Source organism: Marisediminitalea oceani (assembly GCF_003731635.1).
Classification (GTDB): domain Bacteria; phylum Pseudomonadota; class Gammaproteobacteria; order Enterobacterales; family Alteromonadaceae; genus Alteromonas; species Alteromonas oceani.
This window is the reverse complement of sequence record NZ_RCUA01000087.1, coordinates 1-17,393: the sequence shown is the minus strand read 5'-3', so window position 1 is coordinate 17,393 and position 17,393 is coordinate 1. Positions and strand designations below refer to the sequence as shown.

16 protein-coding genes and 4 tRNA genes are annotated in these 17,393 nt (G+C 50.4%); all 20 read left to right on the top strand.

Features of this window, described 5'->3' with window-relative positions; translation table 11 throughout:
* The first annotated feature begins 8 nt into the window (after positions 1–8).
* Complete coding sequence (locus tag D9T21_RS21580) at positions 9–2,813, top strand: fibronectin type III domain-containing protein (protein WP_123327234.1); 2,805 nt, start codon at positions 9–11, stop codon at positions 2,811–2,813.
* 1 nt (position 2,814) lies between these two features.
* Entirely contained in the window at positions 2,815–3,198 is a 384-nt protein-coding gene (locus D9T21_RS21575) for a hypothetical protein (protein ID WP_123327233.1), read from the top strand.
* On the top strand, positions 3,195–3,632 hold the full coding sequence (locus D9T21_RS21570) for a hypothetical protein (RefSeq protein WP_123327232.1): 438 nt from the start codon (positions 3,195–3,197) through the stop codon (positions 3,630–3,632). The genes D9T21_RS21575 and D9T21_RS21570 overlap by 4 nt, the downstream gene beginning before the upstream one ends.
* A complete protein-coding gene (locus tag D9T21_RS21565; RefSeq protein WP_123327231.1) occupies positions 3,610–5,094 on the top strand; it encodes a transglycosylase SLT domain-containing protein in 1,485 nt (494 codons plus the stop codon). The genes D9T21_RS21570 and D9T21_RS21565 overlap by 23 nt, the downstream gene beginning before the upstream one ends.
* 31 nt (positions 5,095–5,125) lie before the next feature.
* Positions 5,126–6,142, top strand: a complete 1,017-nt coding sequence (locus tag D9T21_RS21560) for an LPP20 family lipoprotein (protein ID WP_164464808.1) — start codon at positions 5,126–5,128, stop codon at positions 6,140–6,142.
* A complete protein-coding gene (locus D9T21_RS21555; RefSeq protein ID WP_123327229.1) occupies positions 6,139–6,852 on the top strand; it encodes a tetratricopeptide repeat protein in 714 nt (237 codons plus the stop codon). The genes D9T21_RS21560 and D9T21_RS21555 overlap by 4 nt, the downstream gene beginning before the upstream one ends.
* Positions 6,824–7,543: a hypothetical protein gene (locus D9T21_RS21550; protein ID WP_164464807.1), complete on the top strand. Its 720-nt coding sequence runs from the start codon at positions 6,824–6,826 to the stop codon at positions 7,541–7,543. Before D9T21_RS21555 ends, D9T21_RS21550 begins: the two co-directional genes overlap by 29 nt.
* A complete protein-coding gene (locus tag D9T21_RS21545; RefSeq protein ID WP_164464806.1) occupies positions 7,533–8,324 on the top strand; it encodes an MlaE family ABC transporter permease in 792 nt (263 codons plus the stop codon). The genes D9T21_RS21550 and D9T21_RS21545 overlap by 11 nt, the downstream gene beginning before the upstream one ends.
* Positions 8,321–8,977, top strand: a complete 657-nt coding sequence (locus tag D9T21_RS21540) for an ATP-binding cassette domain-containing protein (protein ID WP_123327226.1) — start codon at positions 8,321–8,323, stop codon at positions 8,975–8,977. Before D9T21_RS21545 ends, D9T21_RS21540 begins: the two co-directional genes overlap by 4 nt.
* Positions 8,974–9,966 carry an MlaD family protein gene (locus tag D9T21_RS21535; RefSeq protein ID WP_123327225.1) on the top strand — a complete coding sequence of 331 codons (993 nt, stop codon included), beginning with the start codon at positions 8,974–8,976 and terminating at the stop codon, positions 9,964–9,966. The genes D9T21_RS21540 and D9T21_RS21535 overlap by 4 nt, the downstream gene beginning before the upstream one ends.
* Positions 9,963–11,804 carry a right-handed parallel beta-helix repeat-containing protein gene (locus D9T21_RS21530; protein ID WP_123327224.1) on the top strand — a complete coding sequence of 614 codons (1,842 nt, stop codon included), beginning with the start codon at positions 9,963–9,965 and terminating at the stop codon, positions 11,802–11,804. The genes D9T21_RS21535 and D9T21_RS21530 overlap by 4 nt, the downstream gene beginning before the upstream one ends.
* Positions 11,804–12,784 (top strand): hypothetical protein, encoded by a 981-nt coding sequence (locus tag D9T21_RS21525; RefSeq protein WP_123327223.1) that lies wholly within the window; start codon positions 11,804–11,806, stop codon positions 12,782–12,784. The genes D9T21_RS21530 and D9T21_RS21525 overlap by 1 nt, the downstream gene beginning before the upstream one ends.
* A gap of 159 nt (positions 12,785–12,943) precedes the next feature.
* Complete coding sequence (gene murB, locus D9T21_RS21520; RefSeq protein ID WP_123327222.1) at positions 12,944–13,936, top strand: UDP-N-acetylmuramate dehydrogenase; 993 nt, start codon at positions 12,944–12,946, stop codon at positions 13,934–13,936.
* A complete protein-coding gene (gene birA / locus D9T21_RS21515; RefSeq protein ID WP_123327221.1) occupies positions 13,933–14,907 on the top strand; it encodes a bifunctional biotin--[acetyl-CoA-carboxylase] ligase/biotin operon repressor BirA in 975 nt (324 codons plus the stop codon). The genes murB and birA overlap by 4 nt, the downstream gene beginning before the upstream one ends.
* Positions 14,897–15,631 (top strand): type III pantothenate kinase, encoded by a 735-nt coding sequence (locus tag D9T21_RS21510; protein ID WP_123327220.1) that lies wholly within the window; start codon positions 14,897–14,899, stop codon positions 15,629–15,631. Before birA ends, D9T21_RS21510 begins: the two co-directional genes overlap by 11 nt.
* Before the next feature lie 126 nt (positions 15,632–15,757).
* A tRNA-Thr gene (locus tag D9T21_RS21505) sits at positions 15,758–15,833 on the top strand.
* A gap of 13 nt (positions 15,834–15,846) precedes the next feature.
* Positions 15,847–15,931 (top strand) — tRNA-Tyr (locus D9T21_RS21500).
* 32 nt (positions 15,932–15,963) lie between these two features.
* A tRNA-Gly gene (locus tag D9T21_RS21495) sits at positions 15,964–16,038 on the top strand.
* 8 nt (positions 16,039–16,046) lie between these two features.
* Positions 16,047–16,122: transfer RNA gene (locus D9T21_RS21490), tRNA-Thr, on the top strand.
* Between the two features lie 68 nt (positions 16,123–16,190).
* A complete protein-coding gene (gene tuf, locus D9T21_RS21485; protein ID WP_123323999.1) occupies positions 16,191–17,375 on the top strand; it encodes an elongation factor Tu in 1,185 nt (394 codons plus the stop codon).
* Positions 17,376–17,393: the final 18 nt, after the last annotated feature.

The window sequence follows — 17,393 nt, the reverse complement described above, 5'->3', positions numbered from 1 at the left end:
CGAGGGATATGCAAGCAGTAATCTTTAGGGTAGTAGTGTTGGTAATGTTGTTGTTACCAACCACTACATTTGCAAAAACCAGCCTCGCTTTATTCAACCTGTCACCGGCCAGTATTGATGCCATTGGTCTGGACGGTGACCTGCTCTTTTCTATGCGTAAAGAGCTGGAGCGTTCCCAAACCTATCAGCTACTTTCCAGACGCCAGATGGAAGAAGGCCTGTACCGTATTGGTGGTGCCCAGGTAGCTGATACCCAAAAAATTATTCAGTACGGCAACGGACTGGGCGTTAACTTTATTTTGTCTGGTTCCATCGATATTAAACGCGCCACTATCATTGTGGACTTTAAGCTGATTGACGTGTCCAACAGCCGGGAAGCGGCCATTTGGCAAGAGAGTTTTCAAACTCAGGGTGAGTTGGTTACCCGGGCGCCAGAAATTGTTGAGTCACTGGAGCGCCGCATCCGTCGGGCTCTGTCGGTGCAGCCGGATATCGCCCAGGCCAGTGCCGCCCTGACGGCATTTACCAGCAAAGCACAGGGTGAACAGGTTGTGCTGAACTGGGAAACGGCAGATATTGGTGCGGTCTTTTATTACAACCTGTATCGGGGCGAATCAGAGTCGGGGCCTTTCGAGTTTGTCGAGAGCACCACTGAAAGCCAGTATGTCGATACCCGAATTCCCCAGAGTGGCACCTTTTATTACCGTCTGGATATTATCCTGGAAACCGGTGATGAAATGGATGGTGGCCTGGTCAGCAAAGTCACTATCGCTAAAGCCCAGGCCAGCGCCGATGTGGCAGCCCCGTCTATTTTGCAGCATCAGGTTTACGTTAACGGCGTAAAACTCGACTTTGTTCCTTCGATTGCTAATCAGGAAAAAACCGCGGCCTATCAGGTATATTATCGTGAAGTTGGCGGCGTGTGGGCGCCTGCGGTAAAAATTGAGGACACAGGTAAGATTAATTACTCCGTTTCTGCTGTTAACCTGATGGAAGCGGATAAGAGCTATGAGTTTGCGGTAACTACGGTAACCAACAGTGGTAAGGAAAGTGCGAAATCACCACCGGTGATGGTAACCAGTGCACCGATCATCCTGCTTAATGCGGATAGTGAGATTAAAACCCGTGAAGTCACCCTGCAATGGCAGCCGGCCGCCTCTGAATACAGCGTGCGCATCGAGCGTCGTGGTGCCGGTACCAATGACTGGCAAACGGTTGGCGAAATTAATCCGGGTCACAACGGTACATACACAGACAAACAAGGGCTGGAAGATGGCCTGGTTTATGAGTATCAGGTTCGCCTGTTCGATCAATTGTCTGCCTCGGCGCCATCCAATATTACCCGCAAGGAAACGAAAAAACTGGCAGCACCGGCAGAGTTCAGTGTGTCTGGTGGGGTTAAGTCGGCGCACTTGTACTGGCAGGCGGTAAAAGACGACGATGTAGTGGGTTACCGAATCTTCCGTACCGAAGGAGAGCTGAAACAGGATACCCTGCTCGATGAACTGGCCGACGTGAGCGGCGCCGATAAGACTCAGTTTATTGATGGCGTGGATAACGGTCAGCCTTTAAAGGATGGCACTACCTATCATTATCTCGTGGTGGCACTGAATAAATTCAAAGGCGTTGGTTTCGTATCAGAAACGCGCAGCGCGCAAACCAAGCCACGCCCGGATCAGGCGCAGAGCCCTGCGCTATCGGCAGACAATAATACAATTCGTGTCAGCTGGCCGCCATCGGGCGAGGTAGACATCAAACAGTACCGCTTATACCGCCGCTGGAATAACCAGGGCTGGCAGGAAATTGCAGTGGTGCCCGCCAATCAGTCGGCATTTACCGATGCCAATCTTAAACCCTATGCGCAAACTTCTTATTATGTGGTGGCCGAGGATAAAGACGGTCTGCGCAGCGACCCGTCTGCGTTTGCCAGTATTGTTAGTCCGGATGAAGTAACACTAAGTGTGGCTGCTCAGGGCATGTTGCGGCGTACGGATTTAAGCTGGACTGCACATAAAAATATTGATGGTTATAAACTGTACCGCCGGGTACAGGGTGTGACCCGCTGGGAGCTGGTGACTGCCATCACTACCCCGAGCATTACTCAGTATTCAGATAATGACCGCCGGAATCTGGCCGATGGCGTAAGCTATGAATATGCGATTAGCGCGGTGGATGGTGACAAGGAAACCCAGAAGTCGAATATCGTAACGGCTACTACCAAAGCGGTACCGGCAGCACCTCAGAACTTTGCGGCGGCGAGTAATCAGGTGAAAAAGGTAACACTCACCTGGCAGCCGGCTAATGATGCTGACATTAAAGGCTATAAGATCTATCGCGAAGATAAAGGTAAATTTGATCTGCTGGAAACCCTGAGTAGCCGAACTGCCGGTCGTTATGTTGACGAAGGCAGCTTCTTCAGCAAACTGGATGATGGTCAAACCTATCGGTACAAAATTCTTGCGTATAATCTTTATGATGCCAACGGCGTTGCCTCGTCGGTGGTTGAAGCCAGAACTAAACCGCTACCGGCCCGCATTGAAGGGCTCAGCGCTATGGAGTCAGCCCCCAACGTGGTCTTGCAGTGGCAACCGGCACCAGAAAGCGATATTGATTTTTATCAGGTATACCGCGGCTCCAGTTGTGGCAATGTAAGAAAGCTGGCAGCTGTCAGTGCCGCCAACTACGTTGATACTGATGTGTCGGGCGATCGCAGTTACTGCTACCGGGTATCCGCGGTAGATAAAGACGAATTAGAAGGAAGCGTCTCGGCTTCTGCTGAAATCACCACTGCACCGCGTGCAGAAGGGAACTAACATGATCAAATTATCCAGGCTGTTATTGCTGTGCTCGGCCGTAACAGTTTTTTCCGGTCTCAATATGGCAGTGGCCAACGAGTATTCTGCGATTAAGAAAGTCAGCGAGTCGAAAGAGCTGGAAGGCCTGCGCGACAAGTATCGCGAGTGTGTATTAGCCAAAGGCACGCTATATTTAAAAGTCAACGATGTGAACTCTGCTATCGCTCATGCTCCCATTGCCTGTAAGCGTGAGCTGCTGAGCGTGCGTCAGTTTTTGCTCTCCGGTGCATTTAAAGTGGAAGTTGTTGATCAGTTAATGGATTCAGTGCGGGAAGGGGTAGAGATTGACCTGGTTAATCACGTCTACGCTGAGGTACTTAAGCAAAAAGGGATTAAACCATGAAAGTAAAGTTTTTACTGTTACTGCTGGCCGGTTTTATCGGCGTTGCTCAGGCTCAGGATTTACCCGGCGTAGTGACGGCGCAGGGGTTTGGTACTGTGGATCCGGCGATGGCAAAAACCAACGCCCAGGCTCGCATGCTGGCGAAACGTGCCGCCCAGCTTGATGCTCAGCGTCAGTTATCTGAGCAGGTAAAGGGTATCGAATTACGTGCCGGTTCTACCGTAGAAGAATATGAAGTAAAAAGCGATATCATTGCTACCCGCGTAAAAACCTGGTTACAGGGTACGGTTGTGGTAGACGAGAAGGTATATGAGCAGGAAGGTACCTGGATTGCCGAAGTGGTACTGGGTATCTGCCTGACAAACGAAGCTGATATTTGCAAAGAACGGGAAAGTTTAGAGGCGATCAGTAATGCGGCAAATTCTCAGTACTAGCCTGCTGGCCGCGTCGCTGGCATTCAGTCCGTTCAGTGCTGCACAGTCGGTAGACGACTTCGATGAAATCAGTGCGCGGATGGATGCTGAGTTTGAAAACCAGACAAAGCGTATCGACGATATTTATCAGGCTGTGGATGAAGCCATCGACCGCGCCTTCCGAGGCCTGACCAAACGTATTGAAGTTAAATGGCCAGATGGCGCGCTGCCTGAAAGGCATCGCTGGATCACCTATAACAAAACAATGAGCAGCCGGGCAATTGCCGACTTTGAATCGGGTGAGTTGATCATCGAAACCCTGGTAGAGCCCGGTGAAGATCTGCAGGAACGGGTTGCTGAACTGATGGAAATGTCATCTTCCATTGCCACTGCCACACCCGCCGAGCTGGATGAGCAGGATGTACTGCTTCAGGAAGTCACCAAAGAGGTGGCTGAAGTTACCGAAGAGCCGATAGAAATAACCTCCTCTACTGATTCATCACTGTCCGGTGTACTACCTGATACCATTGGTGGTCAGCTCGAGGGTTTGGCCAATGCCTTACAGCAGGACTTATCTGCAGTGCCGGAGTTACAGATTGAATCCGAGTCAGTTGATATTAGTGCGGTGGTAAGTAAGGTGGCGCAACAGCAACAACTGACCAAAGCCGATGCGGGTAAGCCAAGGCCACAGCAAAAGGTAAATGACGAGCCGGCAGAAATACCGCAAATCGCTGAAGTACCTGCAGAAAAAACACACGTTGCAGTCGAGCAACCAACTACAGAGCAACAACCCAAAGCGGAAGCTCAGATAGCGGCAACCACAAAACCGGCTGAACCGGCCAAACCTTTCCCGGTTCCCGCTCCCATGCCGGTGCTGAGCGTAGTGGAAGAAGACGGGCAAACCCGTCTGCAGTTAAAAATTGAGTTTGTGAACGGTTATCAGGAAAAACTGGTTAAGCAGTATTTTGATGATATTAAAGGTTATGCAGAGCAATATGATGTGCCGGTATCAGTGATTATGGCCATTATCGAAACAGAATCGAGTTATAACCCCAGAGCAGTATCTCCAGTTCCCGCGTTTGGTTTAATGCAACTGGTGCCTAAAACCGCCGGCCTCGACGCCCACCTTTTTGTACACGGCGAGAAAAAGATAGTAAGTGCTGACTACTTATTTAATGAGGATAACAACCTCAAGCTTGGCTCAGCCTATTTCCACCTGCTGACCCATCGTTACCTACGCAAAATCACCGACCCGCAAGCGCGCTTTTACTGTGCGGTTGCCAGTTACAACACCGGGGTGGGCAATGTAGCCAGAACCTTTACCGGCAGAAAGAGCATTACCGCTGCGGTAGACACCATCAATGGGATGTCGCCCGAGGCAGTTTATGATTTCCTGATGGAAAACCTGCCAGCCCAGGAAACCAAAAACTACCTGAAAAAGGTGGTAACCCGAATGGCCAAATATAAGCAATTTGATGCATAACCCGTTTAAAGTGAGAGCAACAATGAAGACAATGCGATATATAACATTGGTGTGTGCGTTCCTTACCGGCCTCGCTAATGCAGAAGAAGTCGTTGAGCAAAAGCCGGGTGGCTTAATTAACTGGTCTTCCGGGGTGATTTCAGCCTACGGCTATGGCGTAGCGCCTGATGATGTGCCGCTCGTAAAACAACGATTGCTGGCTCGCCGCGCAGCGCAATTGGATGCCTACCGGAACCTGGCGGAGATGATCAAAGGCGTGCGGGTATCGTCTGAAACGGTCGTCGAACAAATGGTGGCCCAGAGCGATACGGTGAAAACCAGCCTGGAAGCCATGATTAAAGGCGCAGCGATGACCGCCGATCATTACCAGAACGACGTTGCAACGGTTACCATGACCATGTCACTGGACGGTCGTTTTATTCAGATGATTGCGCCCGAAGTAGCAAAAGGCGGCATGACTGCAGCAAACTGGTACGATAAACCGGTGCAATGGGTATTGGCACGCACTAACCAGATTGAATGGCCTTCGCTTACCCTGTTCCCCACTGCGGCGGCGGCAGAAACAACCCAGAGCCATTTGGTTATCGACAACCCTAATCAATTAGAACTGGTTAAAGAAATTACCCGGTTACTGAAAGCCCACAGCCAGCCCCAGGTTATCGCTCAGTTAGAACAACAAATTGAATTCTACGAAAGTAACAGTAACTTTACCGGCGTATTAATTGATGCCAGCCAGATTGGGAACTTTGAGCTGGCGACTATTCCGCGCATCAGAAATCAGAAGGGTGACATTATTTACCCTACCGCAGACGATTTAACCCAGGGCCGTATCAGCAGCCGCCCGGTGTCTTACGACTTTGATGTGAATGATGCGGTACGTAACGCGCGCATTGCGGTTAAACCTTTTATCATTCCTGCTGAAGGCACCTATAAATCGCGTAAGTCAGATTTAGTCATCAGCGACGCTGCCGTTGCGTTACTGAAATCCCAGCAAACCCTGCAAAAAGCGCTGGGTAACGCGGAAGTGATGATAGTGATTGCCAGATGATGAGCGCCACCTGCTATCGAGGGTTATTGGTATGCCTGCTGCTGGTGGTGTTTTGCCAGCCGGTTGCCCATGCGTCACCCAAAGTAGCGATTGTTGAAGCGCAAATCCTGATTGAAAGCGGCGAATACGAAGAAGCAATTCGCTATCTGGAGAATGCCACAGTGCAGTACCCGGGCAACGATATGCTGCTGTCGCTATATGGTGATGCACTGTATGAGAATAAACAGATAGCCGAGGCCGAGGTTGCCTTTCGCCGGGCACTGGAAATTAACCCGCTGAATGCCCTGGCGGCGCGCCGGATAGAAGTAATACGGTCTATTTACGATGCATCGGTGAGTGAGCAGGCTCAGCAGTTAGAAGAACTCACCCTTGATAAACTTTTCGACCTCATCGCTATGGCGATGGCATTTGCCCTGGGTACGGTGATGTCGAAATATCTGCGTAAATTCTCTGACTGGAATTTTATGCGTCGCAGTCGCAAACTGTTCTTAAAAGGCGATTACGATGACTTTGTTGATTTGTTGGAAATTCAGCTTTCGACTAACGAGCTAAAACCCCTGCGCCGCAGTATTCACTTCATGCAGGAACAAATGTCGCAGGATGAAATCATGACGTTGCTTAACCGCTACGTAAACACGGAAGATAATCTCCATACACTCACCCGTATGGTAAGGCTAAGTTATGAACACGGCGATACTCCGAACACTTAGCTTTTGCTGCGCTGCATTGTTGGGGGGGTGTGGTAGCACGCCTCCGCCGCCCAGCCTGTCTGCACAGTATCAACAGCTTGCCCGGGATGCCGGTTTTTCGGTGTACGCCATGCGTAATATTGCCAATCAGGCCTACCAGAACAACGACCTGCCGCTTATGGCGAAGGCACTGTGGAAACTATGCCAGCGAGGGGTTGCCTCAACGGGCGTTACCGATGATTGTGCGGCACTGCTCGATGTGGCAATCATTCAGGGTGATGAGTTAGCTCAGGCAAGAGCCCATCTGGCGCAGTACTTTATTACCGGCAACCGGGATGATTATGCGCGGGCCATGGCAGCACTGCCAGCCAACGACGCTTCTTACCGGGCCATCTTCGATATGAGTGTGGATAACTGCCTCAACAGTACACAAACAACCGAGTGGTTAGCCCTGCAGTGTTATCTCTCTGGAAAAGCGGCGCTTAATGAACCGGCTTTACAGAAAGCCCTGGTGTTATTTGAACAGTTTGATGCCCGTCATAACATGGCAGACAGCTATTATTTACTGGCACAGTTAAAGCACCAGCAGGGTCAGCCAGACGCGGCCGCCGATTATGCGTCGCGAGCAGCGCTGCTGCTTAGTCAGCTGGGCGAGGCCGCCCGGGCAGAGCAGGTCAGAACCTGGCGAAGGAATACGGTTCATGCTCAGTAGCCTGGGAATAAGAACCCGGCGTTATGCCAGTGTGCTGGTAGGGATCACCGTTCTGCTCGGGCTGGCAATAAATACCTGCCCGCAACTCCTAAAGCCACAGCGGCGTCGTATATTCTGGTTGCTGTTCAAGCGCCAGTTGTATAACTCAGGCCTCAGAGCGGCATCGATTAACACCATTATTGCGGTATTACTTGGCGTGTTCGTGATGTCCAAGGCCTATTCGGTTATTCCCAATAACATGCAGTTTATCGATTACTACGCGCAGTTTTTTAATATCGTGGTGAATCGGGAAATCGGCCCTTTAATATCCGGTATCATTTTGATTGCCCGCTCTGCCTCGGCGGTAACCGCAGAAGTGGGGCAAATGCAGTTATATCGGCAGTTTGATGCTTTGTCTGCGGTCAATATGAGCCCGGCGCTGGTTTTTCTGTTGCCGGTATTCTTTGCGTTTCCGCTGTCGTTGCTGCTGATGTTTTTCTATTTTAATCTGATATGCGTGTTTACCTCCTATGCGGTAATCGAGTTATATCATGAGGGCGGCATTACGCTGATGGCATTTATCCGAGCCCTGCTAGAACAGCTCACTTTCACCGAAGTGCTGGTGAGTATGACCAAGGCGCTGGTGGGCGGCTGTCTGATTGGTCTGGCGAGTCTGTTTTTTGGTTACAATGTGCAAGACCGTTTTACCGATGTGTCGCGGGCAATTTCTAATTCAAATACCTTTCAACTGTTTGCGTTTTTTGTGCTGAACGTGGGCCTGTCCTACCTGGTGTACCTATGACCTGCTTACAGATTGATAATGTTGATTTGCGGTTCAACAACAATGTGGTGTTCCGGCAGCTCAACCTGCGCGTTAACAGCGGTGAAATTGTGTGTGTGGAAACTGGCGTGCTGGATGGTGGTTCCAGTTTATTAAAGCTGGCTGCCGGGTTATGCGAGCCGGATGACGGCAACATCATCATCGAAGGTTTATCGCTCAGGGATATGACCGAACAGGCGCGTTTTAAAGCTACCTGTATGGCTTTTGAAGACGGTGGGTTACTGAGTATATTCACTAACTACAATAACATTGCCTTTCCGATGTTGTACCATACGCGGATGTCGGAGCAAGAAATTGCCGATCAGATACAGCCTCTGGCAGAGGCGCTGGCAATGGCCGACTTACTGGCGCTGGAACCGCATCAGCTGAATGATGTGCAAACCCGTATGATGAATCTGTTACGGGCAATGGTGTTTCGACCTAAACTGATATTACTGGATGAAGTGCAAAGCGGGATGTCACACGAAATGCGTGAAAATATGCTAAATGTGTTGCTCAGGGAACAGCAGGAACATCAGTATGCGGTAGTGATGACTGTCACTGCAGGCGATCGTACCGACTTTGCCGATCGGGTACTGGCAATCCATAACCACCAACTGGAGGAAGTACAATGAGCTTTGCGCCATCACAGTCGCTGTCTTCCCGTGCGCAGGATACGCTGCTTGGTTTGTTTGTGATTGTGGCAATACTACTGGCTGGCTGGTTACTGTTTGAGGATTTACAGGAGCAACACGCCGATCAACTGCGTTTTCGCGCTAACCTTTCTTCGTCGTTCGGGTTGAGCGTGGGGTCGCCGGTGAAAATTAACGGCGTCAGCGTGGGCCGGATTGATCACATCCGCCTCAGTGAACAGGGGCAGGTGGCGCTGGACTTAGTGATGCAGCGGGAATACCAGTCACTGTACCGGGCGGGAAGCCGGCTTAAGATAGATTCTACTCTGGCCATTGATAACGTGTTGTCGGGCGCGGCCATTGCTTTTATTCCTGGTCCGGCGGGGCAATTGCAAAACGGAGCCTTACTGGAAGCCGAAGAGCCACGCTCAATACAGGATCTTATGCAGGAATGGGATATCCAGGCGCTGTCACAAAAAGTAGCCGATATTCTGGTGAACCTCGACAAAATAGTGACCAATGTGAGTGATAATCAGGATTCACTGACCAAAAGTCTGGAAAACGTCGCCGCGCTGACTTCCAGTATGACCGATGCCAGTCAGCAGTTGCCTGACGTGCTTAATCAGATGCAGCGCACCATGCAGGTAATGGAAACCACCCTTCAGGAAGGCTCGCAAACGGTTAACGATAATATGGCTACCTTTGCCGGGGTGGCCGAGCAGTCGGCACAGTTAATGGAAAGTATTAATGCTATCGCGGTGAATATGGAACCCACCGTGGCAGAAATGCCAGAAACCCAGGCATTGCTTAACAATTTATTGTTTGAGGTAAATGGTCTCACTCGCCAGTTACGTCAACATTGGTTATTACAGGGCGGGGAGCCCGCGCCGGTGCCAGGCAAGGGGCCGGAAAATAATGGTTTGTTCCCGCCTGATGAATCCCTATACGACCCTGCGGTACCACCGCCTGTGGAAGGAGAACCCAAGTCATGAATAAGCTGTCTGTGCGCCTGTGGTTAGGTGCGGTGTGTCTGGTGTTGGCTGGTTGTACGGTAAGTACAAAAGACACGGTGCTGGTGGGTCCACCGCAACGTTCAACCAGCAGCGAAGTTGAGAACAACACCGGGGTAAGCGGTGATCAGCAGGCAATCCCCTCGAGCATTGCCATTTTGCCTTTCAGTAATGTCACCGAGGAAAAAGTCGCCGGACCGCTACTTCGACAGGTTATTAACAGCCAGCTTTCCGGCCGCAATTTCTCGGTAATGCATCCGGGCGAAGTGGATAAACGGCTACCGTCGGGTCCGCTGGATCATACTCAAATGGCGTCTTATCTTGGCGTTGAAGGGGTGCTGGTTGGTGAAGTGGTCGACTTCGAACGGTTTTTTGCCGGGATCTACTCAGAGATCCGCCTGGGCATCAAACTGTCACTGTATAACACTAAGGGCGACGTGGTATGGACGGGCGAGCATGAGGTCACTCAGCGTGCCGGTGGTGTGTCGACTACTGCCTGGGGCTTATTACTCAATGCCGCCATTGCCGCCATGAATCTGGATGATGAAAACCTGCTGGCCGCCGCCGACGAACTGGGTCGCAAAGTGGCCTTTGAGTTTCCTCAACCGCGCTTTTATAAAGGCAGTGCCGGACCTCTTATTGAATCAGTTATTCACGACAAAGCGGGCAAATGGTTACGCTACGGCGACGTAATCGAAGTCGGCGTGAAAGGCGAGGCAGGTTTACAGGCATTTGTGGAGCTGGGCAATCAGCTACGTACCGAACTGAAAGAAGTGGAGCCAGGGGTTTATATCAGTGAGATCCCGGTACAACCCGATTGGAACGAACAGCGGGTGCCGGTTACCGGTATCCTGCAAGACACCGATGGCAGCACCAATACCCTGCTGAGTATTACCGGGCTGGTGAATTTTGACAACGAAGCGCCACCGCCGGTCACTAATCTGGTAGGCAGTCAGACTGAAACCACCCTTAAGCTGGCCTGGCAGGATGCCGAAGTTGCTGCAGCTTATAAAGTAACGCGTACCGATAACAGCGGTAGTAAAGTCATACAGCAGAGCAGTGACTCCTTCGTGAACCTCGACATTGATTCGGAAGCATTCAGTAAGAGTACCTATGAGGTGGTTGCCATCGATGAGGCCGGCAATGCCAGTGAGCCTAAAGCGCTGACACTGACTACCTATATAAAGGAAGTGGGTAAACAAACCTTTGTGAGCGGCCCGCTGCAGGGTGGTTATACCGGTATTTTGTCGCTAACCGAAACCTTTAGTCCTTATCAGGTAAAAGGTGAGGTGGTGTTTGAAGAAGACAGTGAGTTGTATATCGAGCCGGGTGTCGAGCTGGAGTTTGAACCAGGTGCCACTATCGAAATTAACGGTGAAGCGTATTTCTGGGGGCTGAAACAGGATATCCGCATTCGTGCCAGCGGCGAACAGGCGCGTCGGGAGCCTTATCTGATTGTGAACAATACCAAGCCAACACAAATCTCGGGGCTAAAAATTTCCGGTGCCGGCATCGGCATTCTTGTTAAATCCGGTCAGCCACTGCTGGAAGCCATTGAGATAACCGGCAGCCGTTTTACCGCCCTGAGTATTGAAGGTGAATCCAATGTGACCTTACGCTCCTGTGTAATTGATGGCAGTAATACGGCCGGTATTGTGGTGAGCGATTATGCCAAGCTCAATATGACAGACTGCACACTGCAGAATAATTTTCCGTTTCATATTCAAAACGCGTCCAGTTATGAGGTCATAGCAGAAGGCAACAAGTGGCAACCTGCGCCATCTGAGACGTCAATTTTAGGTAAAGTAAGGACTAAATAATGAGAAAGCTTTTATTCGCCCTGGCGCTGGTAAGCAGTAGTAGCATTGCCGCGGACGCTCATTATGAAGAATGGACAGCAGCCGGCGGTAAAATTAACTGGACCACGGCGCAAGTGTCTGCCGAAGGTTATGGTTTGCCGCCGGGCAATGTGGGCGGTAAAGCCGGGCCATTACTGGCGTGCCGCGCGGCAGTGGTAGACGCGCAGCGTAATCTGCTGGAGGCAACCCAGGGGGTTAGAGTAACGGCGACCACGGTTATCGACAATTACATGTTGAGTAACGATGAGGTGAAAAGTGAAGTGGAGGGGATTATTCGTAATGCCCGCATTATTAGCCGCACCCCTGCCAGTGATGGTAGCTGCAAAATTGAAATGGTGATCAACCTGGGCGGTAAGGCTTCTAAAACCATTTATCAGGAAGTCTATCAGGAAACCGGCCTGCAAAGTTTTTACCGCTCAACCCTCGACTGGTTAGGCGGTGCAGTGATCAGTAAAGCCTATGCTCAGGATGATGTGGAACTGGAGCATCCGGTATGGCTACAGGAAATGGAAAAGCTCAACCGCCGTTTGTCGGTCATCGAGCAAAAACTGGTTGAGAACCGTCGCGAGGAAGCTCAGCCTGCGCCGGCCGCCGACGTGCAACCCACCGGGCTGGTAGTGGATGCCAGAGGCAGTAATTTTATCCCGTCACTGAGCCCGAAGATTCGCCAGTTACGCGGCGCAGTTGTGTACCCGGATCAGGGGGCTAGTAATGAGCGCTTGCTGGAGCGTGGTCAACTGGTGTCTTTGTTCGCCCGCGATGTGGACTTTGCCGTGCAGCACCCTGTTGTAGGTAATCGGCCGCTGTTAGTTAAGGCGCTGCGTACCTATGGTGATACGCGTACCGAAATTGTGCTGGCCAGTGAATATGCCGAGCGTATTATTGAGCTTAATGATAAAGGTTTTTTTAATGAAGCTGGCGTTATTATAGTACTCGACTAAGCGGTAATCGCTTAACAATCCTGCGTTGTTAAAAACGATTCTTACTACATTAAATTGGGCCGTGAAGGCCCAATTTGCTATCCGTTACCTGTGTCAACATAGCCAAACTCAGGTCTTTTAAGGCATACTTAACGACCTCGAAGATTACTGTCTGTGTCTATGCCTGATTTATCCCAACGCCATACTTTTGGTATCGCCAGCCGTTGCCGCGTACTTCACGAGTTTTGCTCGGTGCAGCAACTTCTCGATTTATACCCCCGCGAAACCCCTTGTTACATCATGGGAGAGGGAAGTAATACGATTTTTACCGAAGACTATGATGGTCAGGTGCTGGTGAACAAAATCACCGGCGTTGAAGCTTGTCATGAGCCCAGTGGGGTGAGGCTGCGGGTGGGCGCTGGTGAAAACTGGCATACACTGGTGGCCTATACCATAGAGCAAGGTTGGGGAGGCCTGGAAAATCTTGCGTTGATCCCTGGTTCTGTGGGGGCGGCACCCATTCAGAATATAGGTGCATACGGCCTGGAAGTCGGCGAACGCATCAGTCTGGTAGAGGTGGTAGATGTTATCACCGGCCAGACATTCACATTAACCCGGGACGAATGCCAGTTTGGTTACCGGGACAGCCGATTCAAACGTGCCGAAGCAAAGCACTGGGTAGTCACCCATGTGCATTTCTGGCTGGCCACCGATATTACACCGGTAACGGCCTACGCAGAGCTTGCAGCGCTGGATAACCCAACCCCTGTTGAGATTTTCAATAAGGTGATAGAGGTGCGCCAGCAGAAACTACCGGATCCTGCGGTGCTGGGTAACGCCGGCAGTTTTTTCAAAAACCCGACTATCACTACCACTGAGTATGAAGCTTTGAAAAAGTCGCATCCGACTATTCCTGGCTTTGTGGTGAATGACCAACAGGTAAAAGTACCGGCGGCCTGGCTAATTGATAACGCCGGGTTTAAAGGCCAGTGCATAGACGGCGTTTGTTGTTATCATCGCCAGCCATTGGTGCTGGTCAATCAACATCATGCTACGGGCGATGCACTGCTTGCGTTGGCCCGGGCGATTCAGCAAAAGGTCTCACAGTTATTTTCTGTCACTCTGACGCCCGAGGTGAGACTACTGGGTAAACAAGGACGTATAGAACTATGAAACATAAATCCCGCGAGGTAAGGCAACAGCTGCTTTGCTTGCTGGCGGACGGCGACTTTCACTCCGGTGAAACCCTGGCCCAGACATTAAACTTATCCCGCACAGCTATTGCCGGGCATATCAACCAGCTGATTGACTGGGGTCTGGACGTATTCAAGGTAAAAGGCAAGGGCTATAAATTAAATCGCCCGCTTAAGCTGCTCGATGCTGAAACCATTACCGGTGCATTCAGCAATAAGTCCTATGCGGACATTAGTGTGCTGCAGGTAATCGAATCGACCAATACTGAACTGAAAAACACCGACCGGGTGCGGGCGAATGGCGATACGGTGCTGGCTGAGATCCAAACCGCTGGTCGCGGCCGCCATGGTCGCCAGTGGCTGGCGCCGGTGGGCGGCAGCTTAACGTTTTCCATGTACTGGCGTTTTAATGATGGCTATCAGGGCATGGCCGGCCTGTCTTTATTAGTTGGCGTAGCCATATGCCGGGCACTTAGAGACTGCGGTGTGGAAGAGGCACGCCTTAAGTGGCCAAACGATGTGTATCTGTATGGTAAAAAACTGGCCGGGGTATTAATTGAAGTGGAAGGCCAGATTGGCGCACCCGCCGATTGTATTATCGGCATCGGGTTAAATGTTATGGTGCCGGCTCACGAGTACGATGTAGGCCAGCCGCACACCGATTTAAGCCAGGTTCTCGGCCCGGATGTCGATCGGAATGAGGTTGCGGCCCGTATCATCGAACAACTCTGGACACTACTGCCTGATTTTACCCAACGCGGGTTTGAACCCTATATAGAAGAATGGCAACACCTAGACTGGTTTGCCGATCGCACCGTGGTAGTAAAAACAGGCGACAAACGAATCAGTGGCATTAACCGGGGTATCGACGCCAGTGGCGCACTGTTGCTGGAAACAGCAGACGGCATAACCCGGTTCCACGGAGGAGAGGTAAGTTTACGTGCAAACTAACAGCGTATTGCTGGTGGATATTGGTAACACCCGAATTAAGTACCGTTTATTAAATGACGATGCCGATAACGTCACAACAGTTGACGACCTGTCGGCATTGATTACCTATATAGAGGCCGCACCGCTTACTCATTTATATATCGCTAATGTGGGTAAGCCAGCGGTTGAAGAAGCGCTGGCACAATTATGTAACGAGCAGCAGATTATATTTTGTGCGGTCAAAACACAAAGTGACGCATTTGGTATAACTAACAGTTACCAGAATCCACAAAAAATGGGCGTGGATCGCTGGCTGGCCATTTTAGGTGCGGCAAAATTAACCGATAAACCTTTTGCTGTTATTGATGCCGGTACGGCAGTAACGGTAGATTTTGTCGCAAATGGTCAACATTTAGGCGGTTGGATAGCGCCAGGCTTTCATACAATGAAAAAAGCATTACTGTCGAATACCACCCGGGTTTTCGAAAACGAGACCGTGCCGGAACAATTAATGGCTGCCAGTGACACCGAAGAATGTGTGGCAATGGGATGCTTAGCAGCATTGCAGGGCGTTTTTTGGTCAGCTAAGCGTCGATTAAATAATCAATTTAAAGAAAATGTCATTATTTTTACCGGTGGCGACAAAAAACTGCTGACAAGTGCTTGCGACGGTGATAGTCTCAGCGCCGCGAATTTGGTGATAGACGGCCTTGCCCGCTATGCTGAAAAAGCTTCTTTTGGTTGATTTTGTTCAATTAAACGACAGGGTGGTAAATTAATGACCACTCAGTCAAAAAAAAGAAATTTTTTCGCAAAAGCCTATTGCACTGAGTGATTCATTACTCTAGAATTCGCACCCACTTGATGAGGAGCCGACTTAGCTCAGTTGGTAGAGCAACTGACTTGTAATCAGTAGGTCGCCAGTTCGATTCCGGCAGTCGGCACCATTCATCAATCTCTGGAGGGGTACCCAAGCGGTCAACGGGAGCAGACTGTAAATCTGCCGGCTCAGCCTTCGCAGGTTCGAATCCTGCCCCCTCCACCACTTTCTATGAGTGTGGCAAGAGAATTAGGAATGCGGGCATCGTATAATGGCTATTACCTCAGCCTTCCAAGCTGATGATGCGGGTTCGATTCCCGCTGCCCGCTCCAAGTCCCGTGCTGATATAGCTCAGTTGGTAGAGCGCACCCTTGGTAAGGGTGAGGTCGGCAGTTCAAATCTGCCTATCAGCACCATTTCTCCCCAGCTCATGTAATAATACGTAAATTCACCTAACATTGTACTTTGCTGGGATATTAGAAAAATGGCAAAAGAAAAGTTTGAACGTTCGAAACCCCATGTAAACGTGGGTACTATCGGCCACGTTGACCACGGTAAAACCACTCTGACTGCAGCAATCACTACCGTATTGTCTAAGACTTACGGTGGTTCTGCTCAAGCGTTCGACCAAATCGATAACGCTCCGGAAGAAAAAGCACGTGGTATCACCATCTCTACTTCACACGTAGAGTATGACACTCCTACTCGTCACTACGCACACGTAGACTGCCCAGGACACGCTGACTATGTTAAAAACATGATCACCGGTGCTGCACAGATGGACGGTGGTATTCTGGTAGTTGCTGCGACTGATGGTCCTATGCCTCAGACTCGTGAGCACATCCTTCTTGGTCGTCAGGTTGGTATCCCTTACATCATCGTATTCATGAACAAATGTGACATGGTTGATGATGAAGAGCTGCTTGAGCTGGTAGAAATGGAAGTTCGTGAACTGTTATCAGAGTACGATTTCCCAGGTGATGACCTGCCAGTAATCCAGGGTTCTGCACTGAAAGCCCTTGAAGGCGACGCAGAGTGGGAAAAGAAAATTATCGAGCTGGGCGAAGCACTGGATTCATACATCCCAGAGCCAGAGCGTGACATCGATAAGCCGTTCATTCTGCCAATCGAAGACGTATTCTCAATCTCAGGCCGTGGTACTGTTGTAACAGGTCGTGTTGAGCAAGGTATCGTTAAAGTAGGTGAAGAAGTAGAAATCGTTGGTATCAAAGATACTACCAAGACTACTTGTACTGGTGTTGAAATGTTCCGTAAGCTGCTTGACGAAGGTCGAGCAGGTGAGAACGTTGGTGTTCTGTTACGTGGTACTAAGCGTGACGACGTAGAGCGTGGACAAGTACTGGCTAAGCCTGGTTCAATCACTCCACACACCAAGTTTGAAGCGGAAGTATACGTACTGTCTAAAGATGAAGGCGGTCGTCACACTCCATTCTTCAAAGGTTACCGTCCACAGTTCTACTTCCGTACAACTGACGTAACCGGTGCCGTTCAACTGCCAGAAGGCGTTGAAATGGTAATGCCTGGCGACAACCTGAAGTTCGAAGTAGAACTGATTGCGCCAATCGCTATGGAAGAAGGTCTGCGCTTCGCAATCCGTGAAGGTGGTCGTACAGTAGGTGCTGGTGTTGTATCTAAAATCATCGAGTAATCGATAATTACACCAAAA

What these genes read in the sequence shown, in the direction of transcription:
- D9T21_RS21570 (WP_123327232.1), top strand. Translation starts at nt 3,195, where the DNA reads ATGAAAGTAAAGTTTTTACTGTTACTGCTGGCCGGTTTTATCGGCGTT.
- D9T21_RS21525 (WP_123327223.1), top strand. Translation starts at nt 11,804, where the DNA reads ATGAGAAAGCTTTTATTCGCCCTGGCGCTGGTAAGCAGTAGTAGCATT.
- D9T21_RS21545 (WP_164464806.1), top strand. Translation starts at nt 7,533, where the DNA reads ATGCTCAGTAGCCTGGGAATAAGAACCCGGCGTTATGCCAGTGTGCTG.
- tuf (WP_123323999.1), top strand. Translation starts at nt 16,191, where the DNA reads ATGGCAAAAGAAAAGTTTGAACGTTCGAAACCCCATGTAAACGTGGGT.
- D9T21_RS21550 (WP_164464807.1), top strand. Translation starts at nt 6,824, where the DNA reads ATGAACACGGCGATACTCCGAACACTTAGCTTTTGCTGCGCTGCATTG.
- D9T21_RS21530 (WP_123327224.1), top strand. Translation starts at nt 9,963, where the DNA reads ATGAATAAGCTGTCTGTGCGCCTGTGGTTAGGTGCGGTGTGTCTGGTG.
- birA (WP_123327221.1), top strand. Translation starts at nt 13,933, where the DNA reads ATGAAACATAAATCCCGCGAGGTAAGGCAACAGCTGCTTTGCTTGCTG.
- D9T21_RS21580 (WP_123327234.1), top strand. Translation starts at nt 9, where the DNA reads ATGCAAGCAGTAATCTTTAGGGTAGTAGTGTTGGTAATGTTGTTGTTA.
- D9T21_RS21565 (WP_123327231.1), top strand. Translation starts at nt 3,610, where the DNA reads ATGCGGCAAATTCTCAGTACTAGCCTGCTGGCCGCGTCGCTGGCATTC.
- D9T21_RS21540 (WP_123327226.1), top strand. Translation starts at nt 8,321, where the DNA reads ATGACCTGCTTACAGATTGATAATGTTGATTTGCGGTTCAACAACAAT.
- D9T21_RS21575 (WP_123327233.1), top strand. Translation starts at nt 2,815, where the DNA reads ATGATCAAATTATCCAGGCTGTTATTGCTGTGCTCGGCCGTAACAGTT.
- D9T21_RS21535 (WP_123327225.1), top strand. Translation starts at nt 8,974, where the DNA reads ATGAGCTTTGCGCCATCACAGTCGCTGTCTTCCCGTGCGCAGGATACG.
- D9T21_RS21560 (WP_164464808.1), top strand. Translation starts at nt 5,126, where the DNA reads ATGCGATATATAACATTGGTGTGTGCGTTCCTTACCGGCCTCGCTAAT.
- murB (WP_123327222.1), top strand. Translation starts at nt 12,944, where the DNA reads ATGCCTGATTTATCCCAACGCCATACTTTTGGTATCGCCAGCCGTTGC.
- D9T21_RS21555 (WP_123327229.1), top strand. Translation starts at nt 6,139, where the DNA reads ATGATGAGCGCCACCTGCTATCGAGGGTTATTGGTATGCCTGCTGCTG.